The organism is Nonomuraea marmarensis, assembly GCF_043197025.1.
In the GTDB taxonomy this organism is placed as follows: Bacteria; Actinomycetota; Actinomycetes; order Streptosporangiales; family Streptosporangiaceae; genus Nonomuraea; species Nonomuraea marmarensis.
In genome coordinates this window covers 368,835-385,844 of record NZ_JBICRM010000002.1, presented here as the reverse complement: position 1 = coordinate 385,844, position 17,010 = coordinate 368,835, and the positions used below count along the sequence as shown (strand labels likewise).

At 69.4% G+C, this 17,010-nt stretch carries 14 protein-coding genes; 7 read left to right on the top strand and 7 right to left on the bottom strand.

Annotated features, from left to right (window positions below):
• Positions 1–7: 7 nt before the first annotated feature.
• The gene (locus tag ACFLIM_RS04795; RefSeq protein WP_393162271.1) at positions 8–1,357 is read right to left on the bottom strand and encodes an ATP-binding protein; all 1,350 of its coding nucleotides are present in this window, start codon (positions 1,355–1,357) and stop codon (positions 8–10) included.
• A 432-nt stretch (positions 1,358–1,789) separates the two neighbouring features.
• Here ACFLIM_RS04795 and ACFLIM_RS04790 point away from each other — a divergent pair, with 432 nt between their 5' ends.
• The 3 genes from ACFLIM_RS04790 to ACFLIM_RS04780 all read left to right on the top strand — a co-directional run bounded on the left by ACFLIM_RS04790 (position 1,790) and on the right by ACFLIM_RS04780 (position 5,223).
• Complete coding sequence (locus ACFLIM_RS04790) at positions 1,790–2,905, top strand: hypothetical protein (protein WP_393162269.1); 1,116 nt, start codon at positions 1,790–1,792, stop codon at positions 2,903–2,905.
• The gene (locus tag ACFLIM_RS04785) at positions 2,902–3,672 is read left to right on the top strand and encodes a hypothetical protein (RefSeq protein ID WP_393162267.1); all 771 of its coding nucleotides are present in this window, start codon (positions 2,902–2,904) and stop codon (positions 3,670–3,672) included. The genes ACFLIM_RS04790 and ACFLIM_RS04785 overlap by 4 nt, the downstream gene beginning before the upstream one ends.
• A 153-nt stretch (positions 3,673–3,825) precedes the next feature.
• Positions 3,826–5,223 carry a glycoside hydrolase family 16 protein gene (locus tag ACFLIM_RS04780; protein WP_393162265.1) on the top strand — a complete coding sequence of 466 codons (1,398 nt, stop codon included), beginning with the start codon at positions 3,826–3,828 and terminating at the stop codon, positions 5,221–5,223.
• Between the two features lie 57 nt (positions 5,224–5,280).
• Here the strand turns inward: ACFLIM_RS04780 and ACFLIM_RS04775 are convergent, their stop codons facing one another.
• A complete protein-coding gene (locus ACFLIM_RS04775; protein ID WP_393162263.1) occupies positions 5,281–6,456 on the bottom strand; it encodes a hypothetical protein in 1,176 nt (391 codons plus the stop codon).
• Between the two features lie 102 nt (positions 6,457–6,558).
• Between ACFLIM_RS04775 and ACFLIM_RS04770 the strand changes: the two genes are divergently transcribed.
• On the top strand, positions 6,559–7,500 hold the full coding sequence (locus ACFLIM_RS04770; RefSeq protein WP_393162261.1) for an isopenicillin N synthase family dioxygenase: 942 nt from the start codon (positions 6,559–6,561) through the stop codon (positions 7,498–7,500).
• On the opposite strand, the gene ACFLIM_RS04765 is transcribed toward ACFLIM_RS04770, so the two are convergent.
• Positions 7,497–9,845, bottom strand: coding sequence for a GH1 family beta-glucosidase (locus tag ACFLIM_RS04765; protein WP_393162260.1), 2,349 nt, complete (start codon positions 9,843–9,845; stop codon positions 7,497–7,499). The genes ACFLIM_RS04770 and ACFLIM_RS04765 overlap by 4 nt on opposite strands.
• Before the next feature lie 91 nt (positions 9,846–9,936).
• Here ACFLIM_RS04765 and ACFLIM_RS04760 point away from each other — a divergent pair, with 91 nt between their 5' ends.
• The 3 genes from ACFLIM_RS04760 to rocD all read left to right on the top strand — a co-directional run bounded on the left by ACFLIM_RS04760 (position 9,937) and on the right by rocD (position 12,562).
• On the top strand, positions 9,937–10,422 hold the full coding sequence (locus ACFLIM_RS04760; protein ID WP_393162258.1) for an Lrp/AsnC family transcriptional regulator: 486 nt from the start codon (positions 9,937–9,939) through the stop codon (positions 10,420–10,422).
• A gap of 125 nt (positions 10,423–10,547) precedes the next feature.
• The gene (gene ddaH, locus ACFLIM_RS04755; RefSeq protein WP_393162256.1) at positions 10,548–11,345 is read left to right on the top strand and encodes a dimethylargininase; all 798 of its coding nucleotides are present in this window, start codon (positions 10,548–10,550) and stop codon (positions 11,343–11,345) included.
• Positions 11,346–11,347: 2 nt separating this feature from the next.
• Positions 11,348–12,562 carry an ornithine--oxo-acid transaminase gene (rocD, locus tag ACFLIM_RS04750; protein ID WP_393162254.1) on the top strand — a complete coding sequence of 405 codons (1,215 nt, stop codon included), beginning with the start codon at positions 11,348–11,350 and terminating at the stop codon, positions 12,560–12,562.
• A gap of 126 nt (positions 12,563–12,688) precedes the next feature.
• Here the strand turns inward: rocD and ACFLIM_RS04745 are convergent, their stop codons facing one another.
• The 4 genes from ACFLIM_RS04745 to ACFLIM_RS04730 all read right to left on the bottom strand — a co-directional run bounded on the left by ACFLIM_RS04745 (position 12,689) and on the right by ACFLIM_RS04730 (position 16,806).
• A complete protein-coding gene (locus ACFLIM_RS04745) occupies positions 12,689–13,888 on the bottom strand; it encodes a CU044_5270 family protein (RefSeq protein WP_393162252.1) in 1,200 nt (399 codons plus the stop codon).
• A complete protein-coding gene (locus ACFLIM_RS04740) occupies positions 13,881–14,456 on the bottom strand; it encodes an RNA polymerase sigma factor (RefSeq protein WP_393162250.1) in 576 nt (191 codons plus the stop codon). Before ACFLIM_RS04740 ends, ACFLIM_RS04745 begins: the two co-directional genes overlap by 8 nt.
• An 80-nt stretch (positions 14,457–14,536) precedes the next feature.
• On the bottom strand, positions 14,537–15,253 hold the full coding sequence (locus ACFLIM_RS04735) for a class I SAM-dependent methyltransferase (protein ID WP_393162248.1): 717 nt from the start codon (positions 15,251–15,253) through the stop codon (positions 14,537–14,539).
• Positions 15,254–15,258: 5 nt separating this feature from the next.
• Positions 15,259–16,806 carry an alkaline phosphatase D family protein gene (locus ACFLIM_RS04730; protein WP_449291461.1) on the bottom strand — a complete coding sequence of 516 codons (1,548 nt, stop codon included), beginning with the start codon at positions 16,804–16,806 and terminating at the stop codon, positions 15,259–15,261.
• Positions 16,807–17,010 lie beyond the last annotated feature (204 nt).

The window sequence follows — 17,010 nt, the reverse complement described above, 5'->3', positions numbered from 1 at the left end:
ACGCTCGCTAGCGGCGGGACGGCAGGCTCGGCACGACCGTATCCGGTTCTCTGTGATTCCACAGGGCCGACAGCGGCGAGAAGAAGATACGGTCCCCCGACGGGAGGTTGGTCTTGCCGAGGTGCAGGACGTACCCGGCACGGAACCTGTCGCCGAGCTTGTCACGCAGCCAGCGAAGGTGCTTGGCGTCCTCGCTCTTGGGCGTGGCGGAGGCCTTGACCTCGATGCCGACCACACTGCCGTCACGGCGTTCGAGGATGAAGTCGATTTCGCGCTTCTCCCTGTCCCGGTAGTGCCTTACGGTGACATGCCGCCGGGCGAAGGTCGACAACTTGAGAAGCTCCGCGAAGACGAAGGTCTCCAGCAGACCGCCGAGGGCCGGATGGCCGGGGGCGAGGAGCGACTCCGCATCCACGTCCATGAGGTGGGCGGCCAATCCGCTGTCGGTCACATAGGTTTTCGGCGCGTGGGTCACCCGTGAGGTGAAGTTGTTGGACCACGCGGGCGCCGAGGCGACCAGGAACACGGTCTCCAGGTAGGCCAGATACGTACGCACGGTCGCGACGTCGAGCCCTAGACCCTCGGCGATGTGGGCGAGGACCAACTGGCCGCCTGCTCGGGCCGCGACGAGCGCGATCAGATCGGGGATCGCCTGGGCCTTGTTGACATGGGCGAATTCCCGGATGTCACGAGATATCACAGTGTCCAGGTAGCCGCGAAACCATGCCTGGATCGCCACTGCAGAGTTGAGCCGCAGGACTTCCGGATAACTGCCCTGGCTGACGAGGCGGATGTAGTCCTCGCGAGTCCACGCTGACTCACGGCCGGTGTAGGACTCCGGGTCGGTGAACGCCTGATCGCAGAATCCGCCCGCGTCCCCCACGCGCTCGCTTACCGCGAAGGGCCACAGATCCACGAAGGCCACGCGGCCCGCGAGTGACTCCGACAGCGTAGGAATGCTGAGAAAACGGGCCGACCCGGATAGCACGAACTGCCCTGGAGACCAGTCCTCGTCGACTACCTGCTTGATGGCCAGAATCAGGGGATCACCGGCTCGCTGGATCTCGTCGATGATCACCGGTTGCGGCCGTCTGCGCACGAAGGTGCGCGGGTCGTCCTTGGCGATGGCGAGCTCTGAGGGATCGTCGAGGGTGGTGAACGTAGCTTCGCCGAAGCGTCGGCAAGATTGGAGGAGCGTTGTCTTCCCCGACTGACGTGGTCCGTTGATGATGACGATCCTGAGCTCTGCGAGAAGCTCCTTGAGCGAGTCGGCCGCGAGCCGAGGTAGAAGATCCATGTTGCCCCTCACCTGGTAATCGACGGCGTAGAGGCCCGTTTTCCCTGTTTCGCGGGCCAACTTTTCCCTGTTTCGCGGGTTCTATTTTCCCTGTTTCGCGGACTGCTCGCGCACAGAATCGCCGATCGACGGTCGTGGAGACCGGTTCTTCGCAGCGGCTTGGGAGTCGGAGTGCTTCTCCGGGCCTGGTGCCAGCCGGCAGCTTGAGGCGGGTGAGCCGCACGTGTTCACAAGCGCGCCCTTGTACGGCTGCGCACGGTGGGCGCCTACCGCCACACGTGGCTGGCGGCCTCGAGGGTGACGCCCGCTGACCGCCACGGGGCCGGCCGCCGTCACGGCGCAACGTGGGCCGACGACGTGGTCAGCCGTGGCCGCGGGCGGGACGCTGCACCATCAGGTGACATCGCCGCCATTCCGGAAAGCAGCAGATTAGTCTGGGGTTTCAGGGACACTCGGGCCGGGTTCCGGTCCGGCTGGAGCCAGGAGACGCGGATGGCGTTCTTGTCGCGGCTGTTCAAGCGGGGCGATCCGCTGGCCGAGCGGGAGGAAGCGCGTCGGCAGGGCACGCGGGACGCCCGCCAGCATCCCTTGGGCGAGTTCACGGATCCGGAGTTCCAGCCCGCTTACGTGACCGAGATTCGTGCCCGCGCTCGTGAGCAAGTGACCGAGGTCGACCGGCGGCTGGCCGCCACGCGTACGGCGCTGCTGGAGCGGGCTCTGGGGGCGCGGGAGGTGATCCTGCGGGAGCTGGGCAGGAGCGACACGCGGCCGGAGTCACCCGGAGACGCCAACGGGCACGCCCCCGCGCCACGCGGCACCGTCCCGAGACCGTCACCCGACCCCGGTTCGGATGACAGCGGGCGGCCGGTGGATCCGTTCATCTCGATCGCGGAGGCCAGGGCGCGGCGGGCTGAGGCGCGGCGGCGGGCCGTGGTCGAGGAGGCGAACGCCAGCGTGCAGCGGGCCAGGGCCCGCATCGAGCATCTCACCCAGGAGTGGGAGAGCGCGCTGATCGAGCGCGACCACGAGGTGGAGGCCGTGCATGCCAGGGCCGAGCAACTCATCGCCGCCTACAAGAGCGGCGTGTTACGAGCCCATCCGCGCAAGGAGGAGATCCCGTCGTTGTGGAAGGGCGAGGTCATCGCGATGGACGCCACGGGTGAGAGTTCTACGGCGATCTCGGGGCGGGAGGAGATCGGGCGGATCCTGCGCGAGGTCGAGGACCGCATCGAGGTGTGGCACGCCGAGGTCAGGCCCCGGGAGTTGCCCACCGAGTCCCGCCGCCAGCTCGCCCCGCCCCCTCCGAACGACCAGCCCGACTGGAACGACGAACTCGACTCCGACGACCAGCTCGACCTCGACGGCCAACTCGGCTCGGACGGCCAGCTCGACTCGGACCACGCGCCCGCCCCCGCTCCGAACCACCAGCCTGCCTCGGACGACGGGCCGACCCCTGACACCCACCACGACCCGCCCACGCCAGACGCCCGCGGCGGGCGGCCCGCGCCCGATGCCCCGGATGATCGGGACGCCATCGACGTCCCGGACGATCGGGACTCCCCGGGTGATCGGAGCCCCTCGGATCGCGAGCAGAAGGGGCAGCGATGACGGAGGAGAGTGGCGACGGGGCTCGGAGGCGGCGCGCGGCCCCGCACCACCCGCGGACGGCGCGCCGCCTGTTAGCCGCGTTAGGGGCGCTGCTGCTGGTCGCGGCCGGTGTGACGGCCTGCGGCGCCGACGACAGAGCGATCTGCGGCGTGATCGTGGACTCCACCAGCTACGCCGACCCCGCCACCTCCAGGAACGACGTCACCTCCAAGTTGCCCGCCTTCGCCCAGGGCTGCGACTGGATCGGGTTCGCGGCGGTCACGGGAAGCTCGGAGAGCAGCACCTGCCGCCAGGACCCTGTGGCCATCGCCGGCACCCAGGCCGAGAACCCCAACGACAATCCCGTCGTCGAGGACCGCGTCAGGGCGCACCGCATCACGGAGGTGCTGCCGAGGGCGGTCAAGCTGTTCGACTGCCCGACGGAGGGTGAGGGGTCGGACGTGCTGGGGGCCCTGCGCTACCTGGTCAAGCAGCTCAGTGCGCAGCGACAGCCGGACAAGGCGCACCAGATCATCGTGTTCAGCGACCTGATCAACAACCGGGGCGACCTGAACATCAACAAGCTGGACCTCAGCGAGAGCTCCCGCCAGCAGAAGATCAAGGAGCTGCGGGACGCGCGGCTGCTGCCCGACATGACCGGGTACGCGGTCACCGTGCACGGCTTCCTGCGCGAGAAGACGTCGAGCCCGGACCGGTTCCCGCTGCTCGAAGGGTTCTGGAGGGAGGCGTTCGAGGCGGCGGGGGCGGGCACCGTGGACCTCCTGTAGGAGCAGGAGAGCGCTCCCCAACCAGGCCCCCCCGGGATCGTTCACATCCGCGTCATGCGTGTCGTGCGCAATATTGACAGAAAGTAAGGGCCGTGTTCACATCAGCTGAGAGAGCGCTCTCTCACACGCCTCCGCACCCCCCATGGAGCAGCGATGACAACAACGATCCGGCACCGGCGCCGTCTGGCGGCGGTGGCCGTGGTGCTCGTGGCACTCGCCGGCCTGCTCGTCAAAGTGGCCGTCAGCGCCTCCGCCGCCGTCCCGCCCACCCCGTCGGGCTGGTCGCTGGTCTGGTCCGACGACTTCGACGGCGCGGCGAACACCCTGCCCTCGTCGGCCAACTGGATCATCGACACGGGACACGCGTACCCCGGCGGCCCTGGTAACTGGGGCACCGGCGAGATCCAGAACTACACCTCCAGCACCTCCAACCTCAGCCTCGACGGCGGAGGCAACCTGCGCATCACGCCGCAGCGCAGCGGCTCCGGCGAGTGGACCTCGGCCCGCGTCGAGACCAGGCGGGCCGACTTCAAGCCCGCCGACGGGCGCATCCTGCGCATCGAGGGCCGGATCCAGATGCCGAACGTGACCGGCGACGCCGCCCTGGGCTACTGGCCGGCGTTCTGGGCGCTCGGATCGCCGTACCGGGGGAATTACTGGAACTGGCCGGGGATCGGCGAGTTCGACATCATGGAGAACGTCAACGGCATCAACTCCGTCTGGGGCGTGCTGCACTGCGGCGTCAGCCCGGGCGGGCCGTGCAACGAGACCACCGGCATCGCCGCCAACCGCGCCTGCCCGGGCTCGACGTGCCAGGCGGCGTATCACACGTACCGGTTCGAGTGGGACCGCAGCGTGAGTCCCAACCAGTTGCGGTGGTACGTGGACGGGCAGCAGTTCCACAGCGTGAACCAGGGGCAGTTCGACGCGGGAACCTGGACCAACATGACCGGGCACGCGGGCTACTTCCTGCTGCTCAACGTGGCGATGGGCGGGGCCTTCCCCAACGCGCTCGGCGGCCAGACGCCGACCGCGGCCACCGTGCCGGGCCGGCCCATGATGGTGGACTACGTGGCGGTGTGGCAGAGCGGCACCGGTCCCACCCCGACCGTCGCCCCTACCGTTCCACCTGGCGGGGTTGACGCCCGTTCGACGATCCAGGCCGAGCGATACCAGGCGCAGTCGGGCACCATCGTCGAAACGACCACCGACACGGGCGGGGGGCAGAACGTCGGGGGCATCTCGAACGGCGACTGGCTCCGGTTCGACGGGGTGAACTTCGGCACGGAGGCGGCCCGGCAGTTCAAGGCCAGGGTGGCCTCCGGGGCGGCGGCCGGGGTGAGCGGGTTGGTGCAGGTACGGCTGGACAGCCTGACCGCCGCGCCCATCGGTGACTTCGCGGTGGGGAACACCGGCGGATGGCAGAGCTGGCGCACGGTACCCGCCAACATCTCGGGGGTGACGGGGACGCACACGGTGTACCTGACGTTCAGCAGCGGCCAGCCGGCGGACTTCGTCAACGTCAACTGGTTCACCTTCTCGACCGCCTGACCCTGCTCAGGACGTGCACGTGGCGGTGCCGGCCCGGCGGGCAGCCGGGTGGGCCCGCTACGAGCGGGTGCGGCGTCTCAGGACGATGCGCTCGGCCCAGCTCGCGGCCTCCGGGTCCTTGAGTCCCTCCACCACGCCCCCGAGGTACGCCGTGGCCAGGCTGTCGAAGCCGCTGTCCAGCTGCCGTAACCGGCTGGCCTTGCGGCGGTCCACGGCCTGGAGGTACTGGGCGATGCTCTCCGCGTAGCCGGCGTCCCGCTGGTAGGTGGCCTGGGCCGACGCGCAGGCTCGGGACTCGGCGTCGCGTTTGGCGCGCAGTTCCCTGAGGCGGCGGTCGTTGGGGTTGTGCATCCTGCGGCCCAGGTCGGCGGCGATGAGGGCGGTGGCCACCAGGAGGGCCAGCAAGAGGATCATGGTGGGGAGCTGGCCCACGCCCTCGGACGTGGGGCCGATTTCCTGGCCGTCCACCACCAGCGGCTTGACCAGGGCGTCCCGGCGCAGAACTGCCACGGCGACGATGAGGCCCAACCAGATGAGTGCGGCAAGAGCCAGGAGCCAGCGGCCCTTGGCCGAGCTGCCGTGTTCCTGCCAGGAACGGAACGCCCGCCCGTACATGTGGGGCGCCACCAGCATGATCAGGGCGGCGCCGGCGGCGAGCAGGGCGGTCATCGCGACGCTGTCGCCCCAGTTGAGAATGACCTGGTAGAGGATGGGCACCTCGACGATCAGGAGGAGCAGCAGGAGCAGGGCGGCGGGGAGCCAGCGGCGGATGACCGGCCAGTGGCTGCCCGAGATGGCGATCGAGCTGGGCCGGCCGTCCCCCGGGCGTTTGCTGGGTTGCTCCAGCTCCGTGACCCGGTGCTGGCTGTCGTCCAGGGCCTTGCGTACCTCCCCGAACGTGCGCTGCGACTCCGCCAGCCGAATCTTCTGGGCCTCGAACTCGGCCCTGGCCCGCTGGAGCTCCTGCTCGGTACGGTCGTCGATCTTGGCCAGCTCTTCCAGGCGTTCGTCCTCGAGCTCGTGGAATCGGGGCACGCTGCCGGTCTGGAGGGTGAGGGTGTCGATCTGGCCGTCGGCGGCGTGGGCGCGGCCGAGCGTGCGTTCCTCGCTGCGGCGTTGTGGCCAGTCGGGCAGGCGGTAGAGGTCGCCGTCGTACGCGACCGCGGGTGCGATGCGGGTGACCTGGCCGTCAGGCTCGTGGAGTGCTGTCTGCTTGCGGCGGATGAAGCGCATCTGGCCTCCCAGCACGGGTCCTGCCTTAGATGCTAAATCGCCATGCTGGGGATCGATGGCGGGTGCCGAATTGTGGAACAGAATTGGGGAACAATGGTGCGGGTGAGCGAACTGCCGGTCATCGATGTCTCACCTCTGCTCAGTGGCGGCACGGCTGACTCCGGCAAAGTCGCCGAGGCCATCGGCGCGGCCTGCCGGGACAGTGGGTTCTTCTACGTCTCGGGGCATGGGGTGCCCGCGGAGCTCGTCCAGCGGCTCGACGAAGCCGGCCGGCGATTCTTCGCGTTGCCCGACGCCGTCAAGAACGAGATCTCCATGGACAAGGGCGGCCGGGCCTGGCGGGGGTTCTTTCCCGTCGGCGGTGAGCTGACCTCGGGGCGGCCGGATCTCAAGGAAGGCGTCTACTTCGGCGCCGAGGAGCCGCCCGGCGAGCTGCCGCTGCACGGCCCGAACCTGTTCCCCGCCCAAGTGCCCGAGCTGCGCGACGCGGTGCTGCGATATCTCGACACCATGACCGGGGTCGCGCAGGCGGTCATGTCGGGAATCGCGCTCGGCCTGGGGCTGGAAGAGGATTACTTCCGCACCGGCTACACGGCCGATCCGACCATTCTTTTCCGGATATTTCATTATCCGCCGACCGCCCCGGACGACCCCGACACGTGGGGCGTCGGCGAGCACACCGACTACGGCCTGCTCACCCTCCTCCTCCAGGACTCCAACGGCGGTCTTCAGGTACGGACCTCGCGCGGCTGGATCGATGCCCCGCCGCTGCCGGACACGTTCGTGTGCAACATCGGCGACATGCTCGACAAGCTCACCGGCGGCCAGTACCGCTCGACCCCTCACCGCGTACGCAACCGCAGCGGCAACGAGCGCCTCAGCTACCCGTTCTTCTTCGACCCGGGATGGGACGACGAGGTCCCGCCCCTTCCCTACGCCCCGGGACACCGCTGGGACGGCCAGGTCGACTTCACCGGCACCTACGGGGAATACCTCCTGTCCAAGGTGTCCAAGGTGTTCCCCCACCTGTTCGAGCGGCTCTAAGCCGAGTCCCTGACCACGAGGCGGGTCGGCAGCACGACGGACGTGGTGTGGCGGCCCTCCAGGCGCGACAGGAGCAGCCGGGCCAGGGCCAGCGCCTGGTCCGCCACCGGAACGCGGACGGTGGTGAGCCCCGGCGTGGTGGCCGAGGCGGCGTCGATGTCGTCGAAGCCCACGATCGCCAGGTCCTCCGGCACCCGCCGCCCCGCCTCCCGCGCCGCCCGCAGCGCCCCGATGGCGAGCTGGTCGGTGGCGGCGAAGACGGCGTCCAGCGCGGGATCGTCGCCGAGGAGCCGGCGGGTCGCGGCCGCGCCGGACGGGCGGGTGAGGTCGGCGAGGGCCAGCAGGGGCTGCAGTCCCGCGCGCTGCAGCGCCGCCCGGTGCCCCGCCAGGCGGTCCTGCACGGCGACCAGGTCCATGGGGCCGCAGATCATGCCGAGGTGGCGGCGGCCCAGGGCGAGGAGGTGCTCGGTGGCGGCCGCCGCGCCGCCGGCGTTGTCCACGTCCACGTACGGCACCAGCGAGGCGATTGCCGGCTTGCCCAGCAACACGATCGGCACGCCGGTACGCGAGAGCCGCTCGGCGAGCGTGTCGGCCCGGTCGGGAGGCAGCAGCACGACGCCGTCCACCAGCCGGGCCTCCACGTGCTGGACGATGCGGCGGTGGCTCTCGGCCGTGTCGGCGAGCATGAGCGTGATCTGCTTGCCCGCGCCTTCCAGCATGCTCGTGACGTACTGGACGACGGCGGCCGTCAGCGGGTCGCCGCCGTGCCTGGGGACGGACAGGACCAGGGCGATCGTGTTGGTGCGCCGGGTGACCAGGCTGCGGGCGGCGGCGTTGGGCACGTAGCCGAGCTCCTGCACGACCCGCATCACGGTGGCCCGGACGTCCGGGCTGACCGACGCCTCGCCGTTGACCACGCGCGACACCGTGGCCCTGGAGACGCGGGCGCGGGCGGCCACGGTTTCCAGAGTGGGCCGTTTGGGGCGGGTCTCGACCAGCCCGTTGCGGCGGATGACGTCCCGGTACCAGAGCGCGCTGTCTTTCATGCGCCGCCGCTGGGTGCCGAAATCGACGTGTACGAGGCCGAACTTGCGCTGGTATCCGTCGGCCCATTCGAGGTTGTCGAGCAATGTCCAGACCAGGTATCCGCGAACGCGGGCGCCGTCCGCGATGGCCGATCGCAGGGCGCGCAAATGTTCCTCGATGAAACTGATGCGCTCCATGTCGTGGATTCCGTCGCCGGTGACGACGTCCACGAAGTCGGCGCCGTTCTCAGTGATCATCAGCTCGATGTCCGGGTATTCCCGGGAAATGCGCCGGAGCAGCAGGGAAAGGCAGTTGGGGACGATGGGCCAGCCCATGGCGGTGACGGCCGTGGGGATCGTACAGAAAAGGATGCCTTCGCTTCCGGGAAAGGCGGGGTCGGCGGGCTCGCTGGGCTGGGCCTGGACCACGGAAGGGGTGTAGTAATTGATGCCGAGCAAATCGATGGGCTGGGCGATGGTTTCGAGGTCGCCCTCCTGGATGTGGTTGAGCCCCGCGCTGCGCTCGATGATCGGGAGCAGGTCGGCGGGATATTCGCCACGCAGCATCGGGTCGAGGAACTGCCGGTTGACCAGGGCGTCGATCCTGGCCACCGCCTCGGCGTCCTCCTCCGACAACTCCCTGCCGAAGTCGCTCACCTGGGCCGGGGTCATGACGGGCGAGATGTTGAGCACGGCGCCGACCTTCGCGGCTCCGGCCGACCGCAACGCCTGCGCGCCCAGCCCGTGCGCCAGCAGCATGTGGTGGGCACTTTTGAACGCCTCCGCGGCGGATTTCCGGCCGGGTGCGTGAATGCCGGAGCCATAACCCAGGAATGCCGCCACCCAGGGTTCGTTCAGCGTGAACCAGGTGTCGACCCGGTCTCCCAGCCTTTCGCAGACCGCCGCGGCGTAGTCGGCGAAATGGCGGGCGGTGTCGCGGGACGGCCAGCCGCCGGCGTCTTCCAGCGCCTGCGGAAGGTCCCAGTGGTAGAGGGTCGCGTACGGCGTGATGCCCGCGGCGAGCAACTCGTCCAGCAGCCGGTCGTAAAAGTCGAGCCCGGCCGGGTTCGCCTTTCCCGCGCCCTCGGGAAAGACGCGTGCCCAGCTCACCGAGAACCGGTACGCGGCCATCCCGAGGTCTTTCATGAGTTGCACGTCTTCGGGATATCGGTGGTAATGGTCGCAGGCCTCGGCCCGGTCGGCGGAAAAGGCGTCCCAAATGGCGGGGCCGCGGCCGTCTGCCGACGTGGCGCCCTCGATCTGGAAGGCCGAAGTCGACACTCCCCACACGAAACCCTCGGGGAAGCTTGCGATGCTCATTTGACCCGTATCCTCCGGTGACTGGCGGAACGCCCAGTCTCCCGCGTGCCGCTCGTCGCGCGCCAGCCTGGCCAGGCTGTATACAGGGCGCGTGGAACTGGACCGGCTCGATCGTGACATCATCGCGGCCCTCGTCGACGACGCCCGCGCGACCTACGCGGACATCGGGCACCAGGTGGGGCTGAGCGCGTCGGCGGTCAAGCGGCGGGTGGACCGGTTGCGCGAGACCGGGGCGATCACCGGGTTCAGCGCGCGGGTGGCGCCGCAGGCGCTCGGCTGGACGACCGAGGCTTACGTGGAGCTGTTCTGCCAGGGCAAGACCAAGCCGTCGGACATCGCGCTGGCGGTGGCCAAGTTCCCCGAGGTGGTGGCGGCGGCCACGATCACGGGTGAGGCGGACGCGTTGCTGCACATCAGGGCCACGGACGTACGGCATGTGGAGCGGGTGATCGAGCGGATCGCGGCGGAGGCGTTCGTGGTGCGGACGAAGAGCTCGATCGTGCTGTCGAGGCTCGTGGACACCCCACCTGGGGCGGCCGTCCCGGACCCGCGCAACGGATCCTACGCCGGCGGCTGAAAGACGCAACAGAATCACGCGAACACGCAATGTCAGCCGCTTGGCCTGCATAAACATACGTTCCTAGGCTGTCTCCGTCCCCTCGAAACGGGATTTCTCCTGATGAACGATGATGGAGCCGCTGCATGCCCAAACACTTCCTGATGTGCCGTCCGGACTACTTCACGGTCGCGTACAAGATCAATCCGTGGATGCATCCCGAGGCGGGCGCGGACCGCGACGTGGCGGTGCGGCAGTGGGAGGGCCTGAAGTCGGCGTACGAGGAGCTCGGGCACCGGGTCAGCCTGATCGACCCGATCGACGGGCTGCCGGACATGGTGTTCGCCGCCAACGGCGCGCTGGTCGTGGGCGGGCGCGTCTACGGCGCCAGATTCGCCTACCCGCAGCGCGGCGCGGAGGGTCCCGCCTACCTGCGGTGGTTCGCCGAGCGCGGATACGAGACGCATGAGGCGCGGCACGTCAACGAGGGCGAGGGCGACTTCCTCACCCTGGACGAGGTCATCCTGGCCGGTACGGGCTTCCGCACGGACGTCGTCGCCCACCAGGAGGCGCAGGAGTACCTGGGCCGGCCGGTGATCTCGCTGTCCCTGGTGGACCCGCGCTTCTACCACCTGGACACGGCGCTGTTCGCGCTCGACGGGCGCAACGTCGCGTACTACCCGGAGGCCTTCTCCGCGGGCAGCCGCGCGGTGCTGCGCCGCATGTTCCCCGACGCGGTGATCGCGACCGCCGAGGACGCCGAGGTGCTCGGGCTGAACGCGGTCAGCGACGGCACGAACGTGGTCGTCAACTCCGAGGCCTCCAACCTCCAGCTGGAGCTCAAGCGACGCCGCTACGAGGTGATCCCGGTCGAGCTGTCGGAGCTGCGTAAAGCGGGTGGGGGCCCCAAGTGCTGCACACTGGAGATCAGGGGGGAGAACTGATCATGACCAGCAGCGCAGAGCTGATCGAAATGAGCGAGCGCCGCAGCGCGCACAACTACCATCCGCTGCCCGTGGTGATCCACGAGGCGCACGGGGCCTGGGTCACCGACGTCGAGGGCAAGAGGTATCTGGACTGCCTGTCCGGCTACTCCTCGCTCAACTTCGGCCACGGCCACCCGAAGATCATCGAGGCCGCGAAGGAGCAGCTCGAGCATCTGACCCTGACCAGCCGCGCCTTCTACCACGACCAGTTCGCGCAGTTCTGCGCCGGGCTCGGCGACCTCACGGGCAAGGACCTGATCCTGCCCATGAACACCGGCGCCGAGGCCGTCGAGACCGCCATCAAGGTGGCCCGCAAGTGGGGGTACGAGGTCAAGGGCGTGGAGCCCGGCCTGGCGAACATCATCGTCATGGAGGGCAACTTCCACGGCCGCACCACCACGATCATCAGCTTCTCCACCGACCCGGACGCCCGCGACGGCTTCGGGCCGTACACGCCGGGGTTCCGGCTCGTGCCGTACGGGTCGGCGGAGGCGATCAGGCAGGCCGTCGACGCCAACACGGTCGCCGTGCTGGTCGAGCCGATCCAGGGCGAGGCCGGGGTGCTGGTGCCGCCGGACGGTTACCTGAGCGAAGTGCGCGCGCTCTGCTCGGCCCAGGGCATCCTGATGATCGCGGACGAGGTCCAGTCGGGGCTGGGGCGTACCGGGCAGACGTTCGCGTGCGACTACGAAGGGGTCGTGCCCGACATCTACGTCCTGGGCAAGGCGCTCGGGGGCGGCGTCGTGCCGGTCTCGGCCATCGCCGCGAACCGGGACGTGCTCGGGGTCATCCACCCGGGCCAGCACGGGTCCACGTTCGGCGGGAACCCGCTGGCGTGCGCGGTCGGTATCGCGGTCATCGAGCTCCTGAACACCGGCGAGTTCCAGGCCAGGGCCGGCAAGCTGGGCGAGGTGCTGCACACGCGGCTGCGCGAGCTGGTCGGCAAGGGGGTGGTGGAGGTGCGCGGGCGCGGGTTGTGGGCGGGCGTCGACATCGACCCGGAACTGGCGACCGGGCGCGAGGTGTCGAAGGCGCTGCTGAAGCGCGGCGTCCTGGCCAAGGACACGCACGGCTCCACGCTCCGCCTGGCTCCCCCCATCGTCGTCTCCGAGGACGACCTGATCTGGGCGATCCATCAACTCGCCGACGTTCTCTACGCCCTTAAAAACCAATAACCCAATTTTTACGCTTCGTACGGGAGGGCCCACCCACCGTAAGTGGCTGGGCCCTGTCCAGGGGAACGCTCCTGCGGTTCACCGGGCTGGGCGCCGTCACGTGCGCACAGTTGCCGACTTAAGTGGTCAATTGTCGGCCCCAGACGGCTCCGGCGTTGCCGTCTGGGTCACAGTGAGTTCCGGCGTTGCCGTCATCGTCACACCGGGTTCCGGAGTTGCCGTGATCGTTACGGTGATGTCCGGGGTGGGCACAGGCTTGCCTGATGGGCTGGCGGATGGTTGTGTCTGGGGCGAGTCGCAGCCCACGTCCGTCCCTTGCCGTACCTTCACCTTCGGCAGCTTGTCCACCACCGACACGTTGAGCTGGGCCGTCAGCGCCACGACGCTGCCCTCCGGCGCGTCCGCCAGCTTCGCGTCGACGACCGTGCGCCGCTCCCCCAGGTACAGGTGCGTGTCGGGATCGAAGATGACCTGTGCGAGCGTCCCGGTCCGATCGGCACGCCCGAGCGCCACCCCCTTGCGGCCCGCCGAGTTCTCGACCCCCTCTGCCACCTCGACGCCGGGGATCGTCTTCGTGGCCTCGAACAGCGCGTCCCGCTGCGCCTTGGGCAGGTACGTCTCCCTGACCAGATCCGTCACGAACGAGAACGCGGCCTCGTCCTGGTCGACGTGCTTGCCCATGCTCACGTAGGCGGCGCTCACCTGGTACACGTGCGCCCGCATCGCGGCGGCGTCCGCCGGCAGGGTGCTCAAATAGGCGTAGTCGGTGCGGCGAAACCCCCTCTGGCCGGGGCACGACGGCAACGTCATGTATGTCGAGCCCCGCCGGTCCTTCGAGGCCGGCTCCGGCAGCGGCTTCCCGGGCCATGGCTTGGGCTCGCGGCCCTCGATCAGCAGCAGACCGTTCGCACTCGCGTCCACCGACTGCCAGATCTTCCTGTGCGTCTGGTAGAGGCTCGACTCCTCCTTCTCGCCGTTCGCCCCCACCCTGTGCATGCCGTACATCGTGTCGGACTCGACCAGGATGTACTGGCCGGGCCGGGGGTCCAGCTCGCCGGGTGACACGGCGGCCGACTGGGTCACCGACGTGGCGGGGCCCGTACCGCCGGAGCCCCGGCCCGACAGGGTCACGGCAACGCCGCCCACCAGGACGACCGTCGCCCCGAACGCGGCCGCGGCCCGCCAGCCGAGCCGTGGCAGGCGAAAGCGGCGCCTGCCGCGCGCCTCCGCCAGCAGCCGCTCCCGCGCCCGAGCCCGGGCCTCCGCCGAGTAGGGCGGCACGGCGGGCCTGCCGTCGGCGAACGTGCGGATCTCATCCTCATCCATGCTGGGGCTCCTCTGCGAAGGGATCGTTGCCGCCGAGCGCCCTGCGCACCTTGACGCGGAGCCTGTGCAGCCTGGACCTGACGGTGCCGATCGGCACGCCGAGCGCCAGCGCGGCGTCCTCGTAGCTCAGGTCCGCCCAGGCCACCAGCAGCAGCAGGTCCCGCTCGCTCGCGCTCAGCCTGGTCAGCGCCCCGGCCAGCCGGGGCTGGAGCTGCTCGGCGGTGACCCGGTCCGCGCTGCGGTCGTCGAACGTGCCGGGGCGCTCCACGCTCACCTTGGCCATGGCCGCGGTGCGCCGGCGCTCGGCCCTGCGGTGCTGGGAGACGACCTTGGTCGCGATGCCGTACAACCAGGGTCTGGCGTCCGGCCAGGAGCGGTCGTAACGCGCCCGGCCCCGGAACGCGACGAGGAACACCTCCCCCGTCACGTCGTCGGCCAGTTCCGCCCCGAGGCGGCGGGCCGCGTACCTGTGGATCTCGTCGGCGTGCCGGTCGAACAGCGCCGCGAAACTCTCCGGGTCGCCGATCGAATGCCCGATCAACGTCGAGTCATCCAGCGTCTCAGGCACATCCTGAACACCCACCACTGTGCCGGTCCTCTCTCATGCGGTCACCTTGTTCTTGGCCGCATGCCGGAGCCCGGTTCCCACTATTTCGCGAGATGCCAGACTTCCATCCCCAGTGGGGCGTCGTCCCGGGCGAATCCCGCCGCCGCCAGCTCGGTGACCAGGCGCTCGGTCGAGGGCCAGTGATTCGTGACGGTCACCTCGTCCTCGCTGATCACCACGCCGTGCTGCGTGATCCGGTACCCGAAGCGCGAGGTGACGCTCTCGCCCGCGATCCCCAGCACCTGGCCGGAGATCTCGTAGACATGCCTGCCAACCTGGTAGGACCCCATGACCTGCGGCTCACCGGGGACGGCCGCCGCCCGTTCGCGCCAGTTGAACACCAGCCGCCCGCCCGGCTCCAGCTGCCCGGCCAGCACCCGCCACAACTCGGCCCGTTCGTCCGCGGAAAAGCTCTGCAGTGCGGAGATCATCACGATGGCCTCGACCGGCTCGTCCACCTCCACGTCCCGCGCCCCGCACGGCAGCACGGTGACGCGGCGCAACAGCTCCGGGTCGGACGACAGGCGGGAGACGAGGACGGAGCGCATGGCGAGCGACGGCTCGACGGCGTAGATCTCGGCGGGCGTCTCGCGGGCGATCAGCTCGGTGATCAGGCCGGTGCCCGCGCCGATCTCGATGACGCTCCGCCGCACCCCCGCCAGCAGCGGCGAAAGCAGCTCGCGCACCACGGCCACGTGCCCGTCCTCGTGCCACAGGTCGTAGAACGGCACGGAGACGGCGTAGTTGTCCTCGTCCATGGGGTTCAGCGTAGGCGGGCGGACTCGATCGGCTTGACGGCCTCGCCGGTGGACTCGTACCAGGTCACCTCGTCGGGGAAGGTGAGTGTGGCCACCGCGTTCTGGAACCAGGGGCCCTTGGTGACCCGCCACCTGAACGGCGGCCGCGGGATGCCCGCCAGCCGCGCCAGCAGGCTGCCCACCAGGGTGGCGATCCGGAACTGGGTGAACACGTTGGCCCAGCGCAGCAGGCGGCTGAGCGGGTTGCGGAGCGGCGAGCAGACGATCTGGAAGATCGGCCCCGGGTCGGCCTTGGCCAGGTAGGAGTAGTGCACGTCGCCCGAGAGGATCAGCACCGGCTTGCCGACCCGGACCAGCAGCCCGGCCAGGTCGTCGAACGAGCGCCGGAACGCCGCCCAGTGCTCCAGGTCGATGGCCTGCCGGAACTTCTCCGACCACCGCCGCACCGGCTCGCCCCACTTGCCGTCGCTGAGCGCCTCGTTCCAGTTCTGCACGCCGTGGACACCCTCGGGCAGCAGGAACGGGATCGAAGAGCCGATGACGAGTCGTTCGGCCGGTCCCGTGACCTGCTCCTCCAGCCAGGCCCACTCCCCCGGGTCGAGCATGCGGCGCTCGCCGGGCGTGAGCTGCCTGGCGCACCTGGTGTCGACCATGATGAGGCGCGCGTGCCCGAGGTCGCGGGTGTAGCTCCACCGGTTGCTGCTCGGCTCGGCGTCGGCCTTCTCGGCGAACGCGTCGAGCGCGCCGCCGCCGTCGCCGTCCATCAGCGAGCGCAGCAGCGGGTCCGCGGCGCGCTCGGCCGGCGACAGGTTGCCGAGGTGCTGATAGATCCAGTACGCCCCCAGCCCCGCCACCACCCGGCGACGCCACCAGGGAACCCTGGTGATCTCCTCGCGCCAGGGTTGCGAGGTGTTCCAGTCGTCACGCAGGTCGTGGTCGTCGAAGATCATCGCGGTGGGCACCGTGGACAGCAACCAGCGGATGTCCGGGTCGGTCCAGGCCTGGCGGTAGAGCTCGGCGTACTCCTCAAAGTCCGCGATCTCCCCCTGCGGCGGCGTGCTCCTCCGCGCACCGATGAAGGCGAGCAGCTCCGGCGAGGGATTGTCGGCGTAGACCTGGTCGCCGAGGAGCAGCAGCAGGTCGGGCCACTCCGCGTCGCCCGCCCGCGCGAGATGGCAGCCGTAGGAGCGCAGCATGTCGTCGCCGTGCGTACGGACGTGCGCGGCGTCGTGCGGCACGCTCGTACGGCACGAGCCGAACGCCAGCCGGCGCGCCCCGTCGGCGGGCAGCAGCCTGATCCGGCTGGGCGGGCGACCCGCCGTGGGCCATACCTGCTCCCCGTCGAGCCGGACCGAATAGGACGCGATATCCTGGGACAACTCAACGAGATCCACGATCGCGTAGTGGTGACCGTGCACGGTGAAGGTAGGCGACCGGTAAGCCCTGCCGTCCGCCTCGATGGTGACCGTGCCGGGCTCGGCGGTCTCCACCCAGATCGAGGCGCTGACGGAGTCGACGTAACGCAGCATCGGCCCAACCACAAGTGCGGGCATCCCACTCCCCGATTCGACGATTCGGCACACTGTCGTCCGCAAGCCTGCCAGAGTGGCACGGTTCACAGCACCTCGATCACCGACCTGGATTTCTGCCGACAACTAGGCAAGGTCAAACGCCCCGCTCTAGGATGATCGTTACAACAATGCCCAAAAGTGGAAGGCAACGGCGCCTTTCCCGCAAATAGGGCGTAATAACAGGAG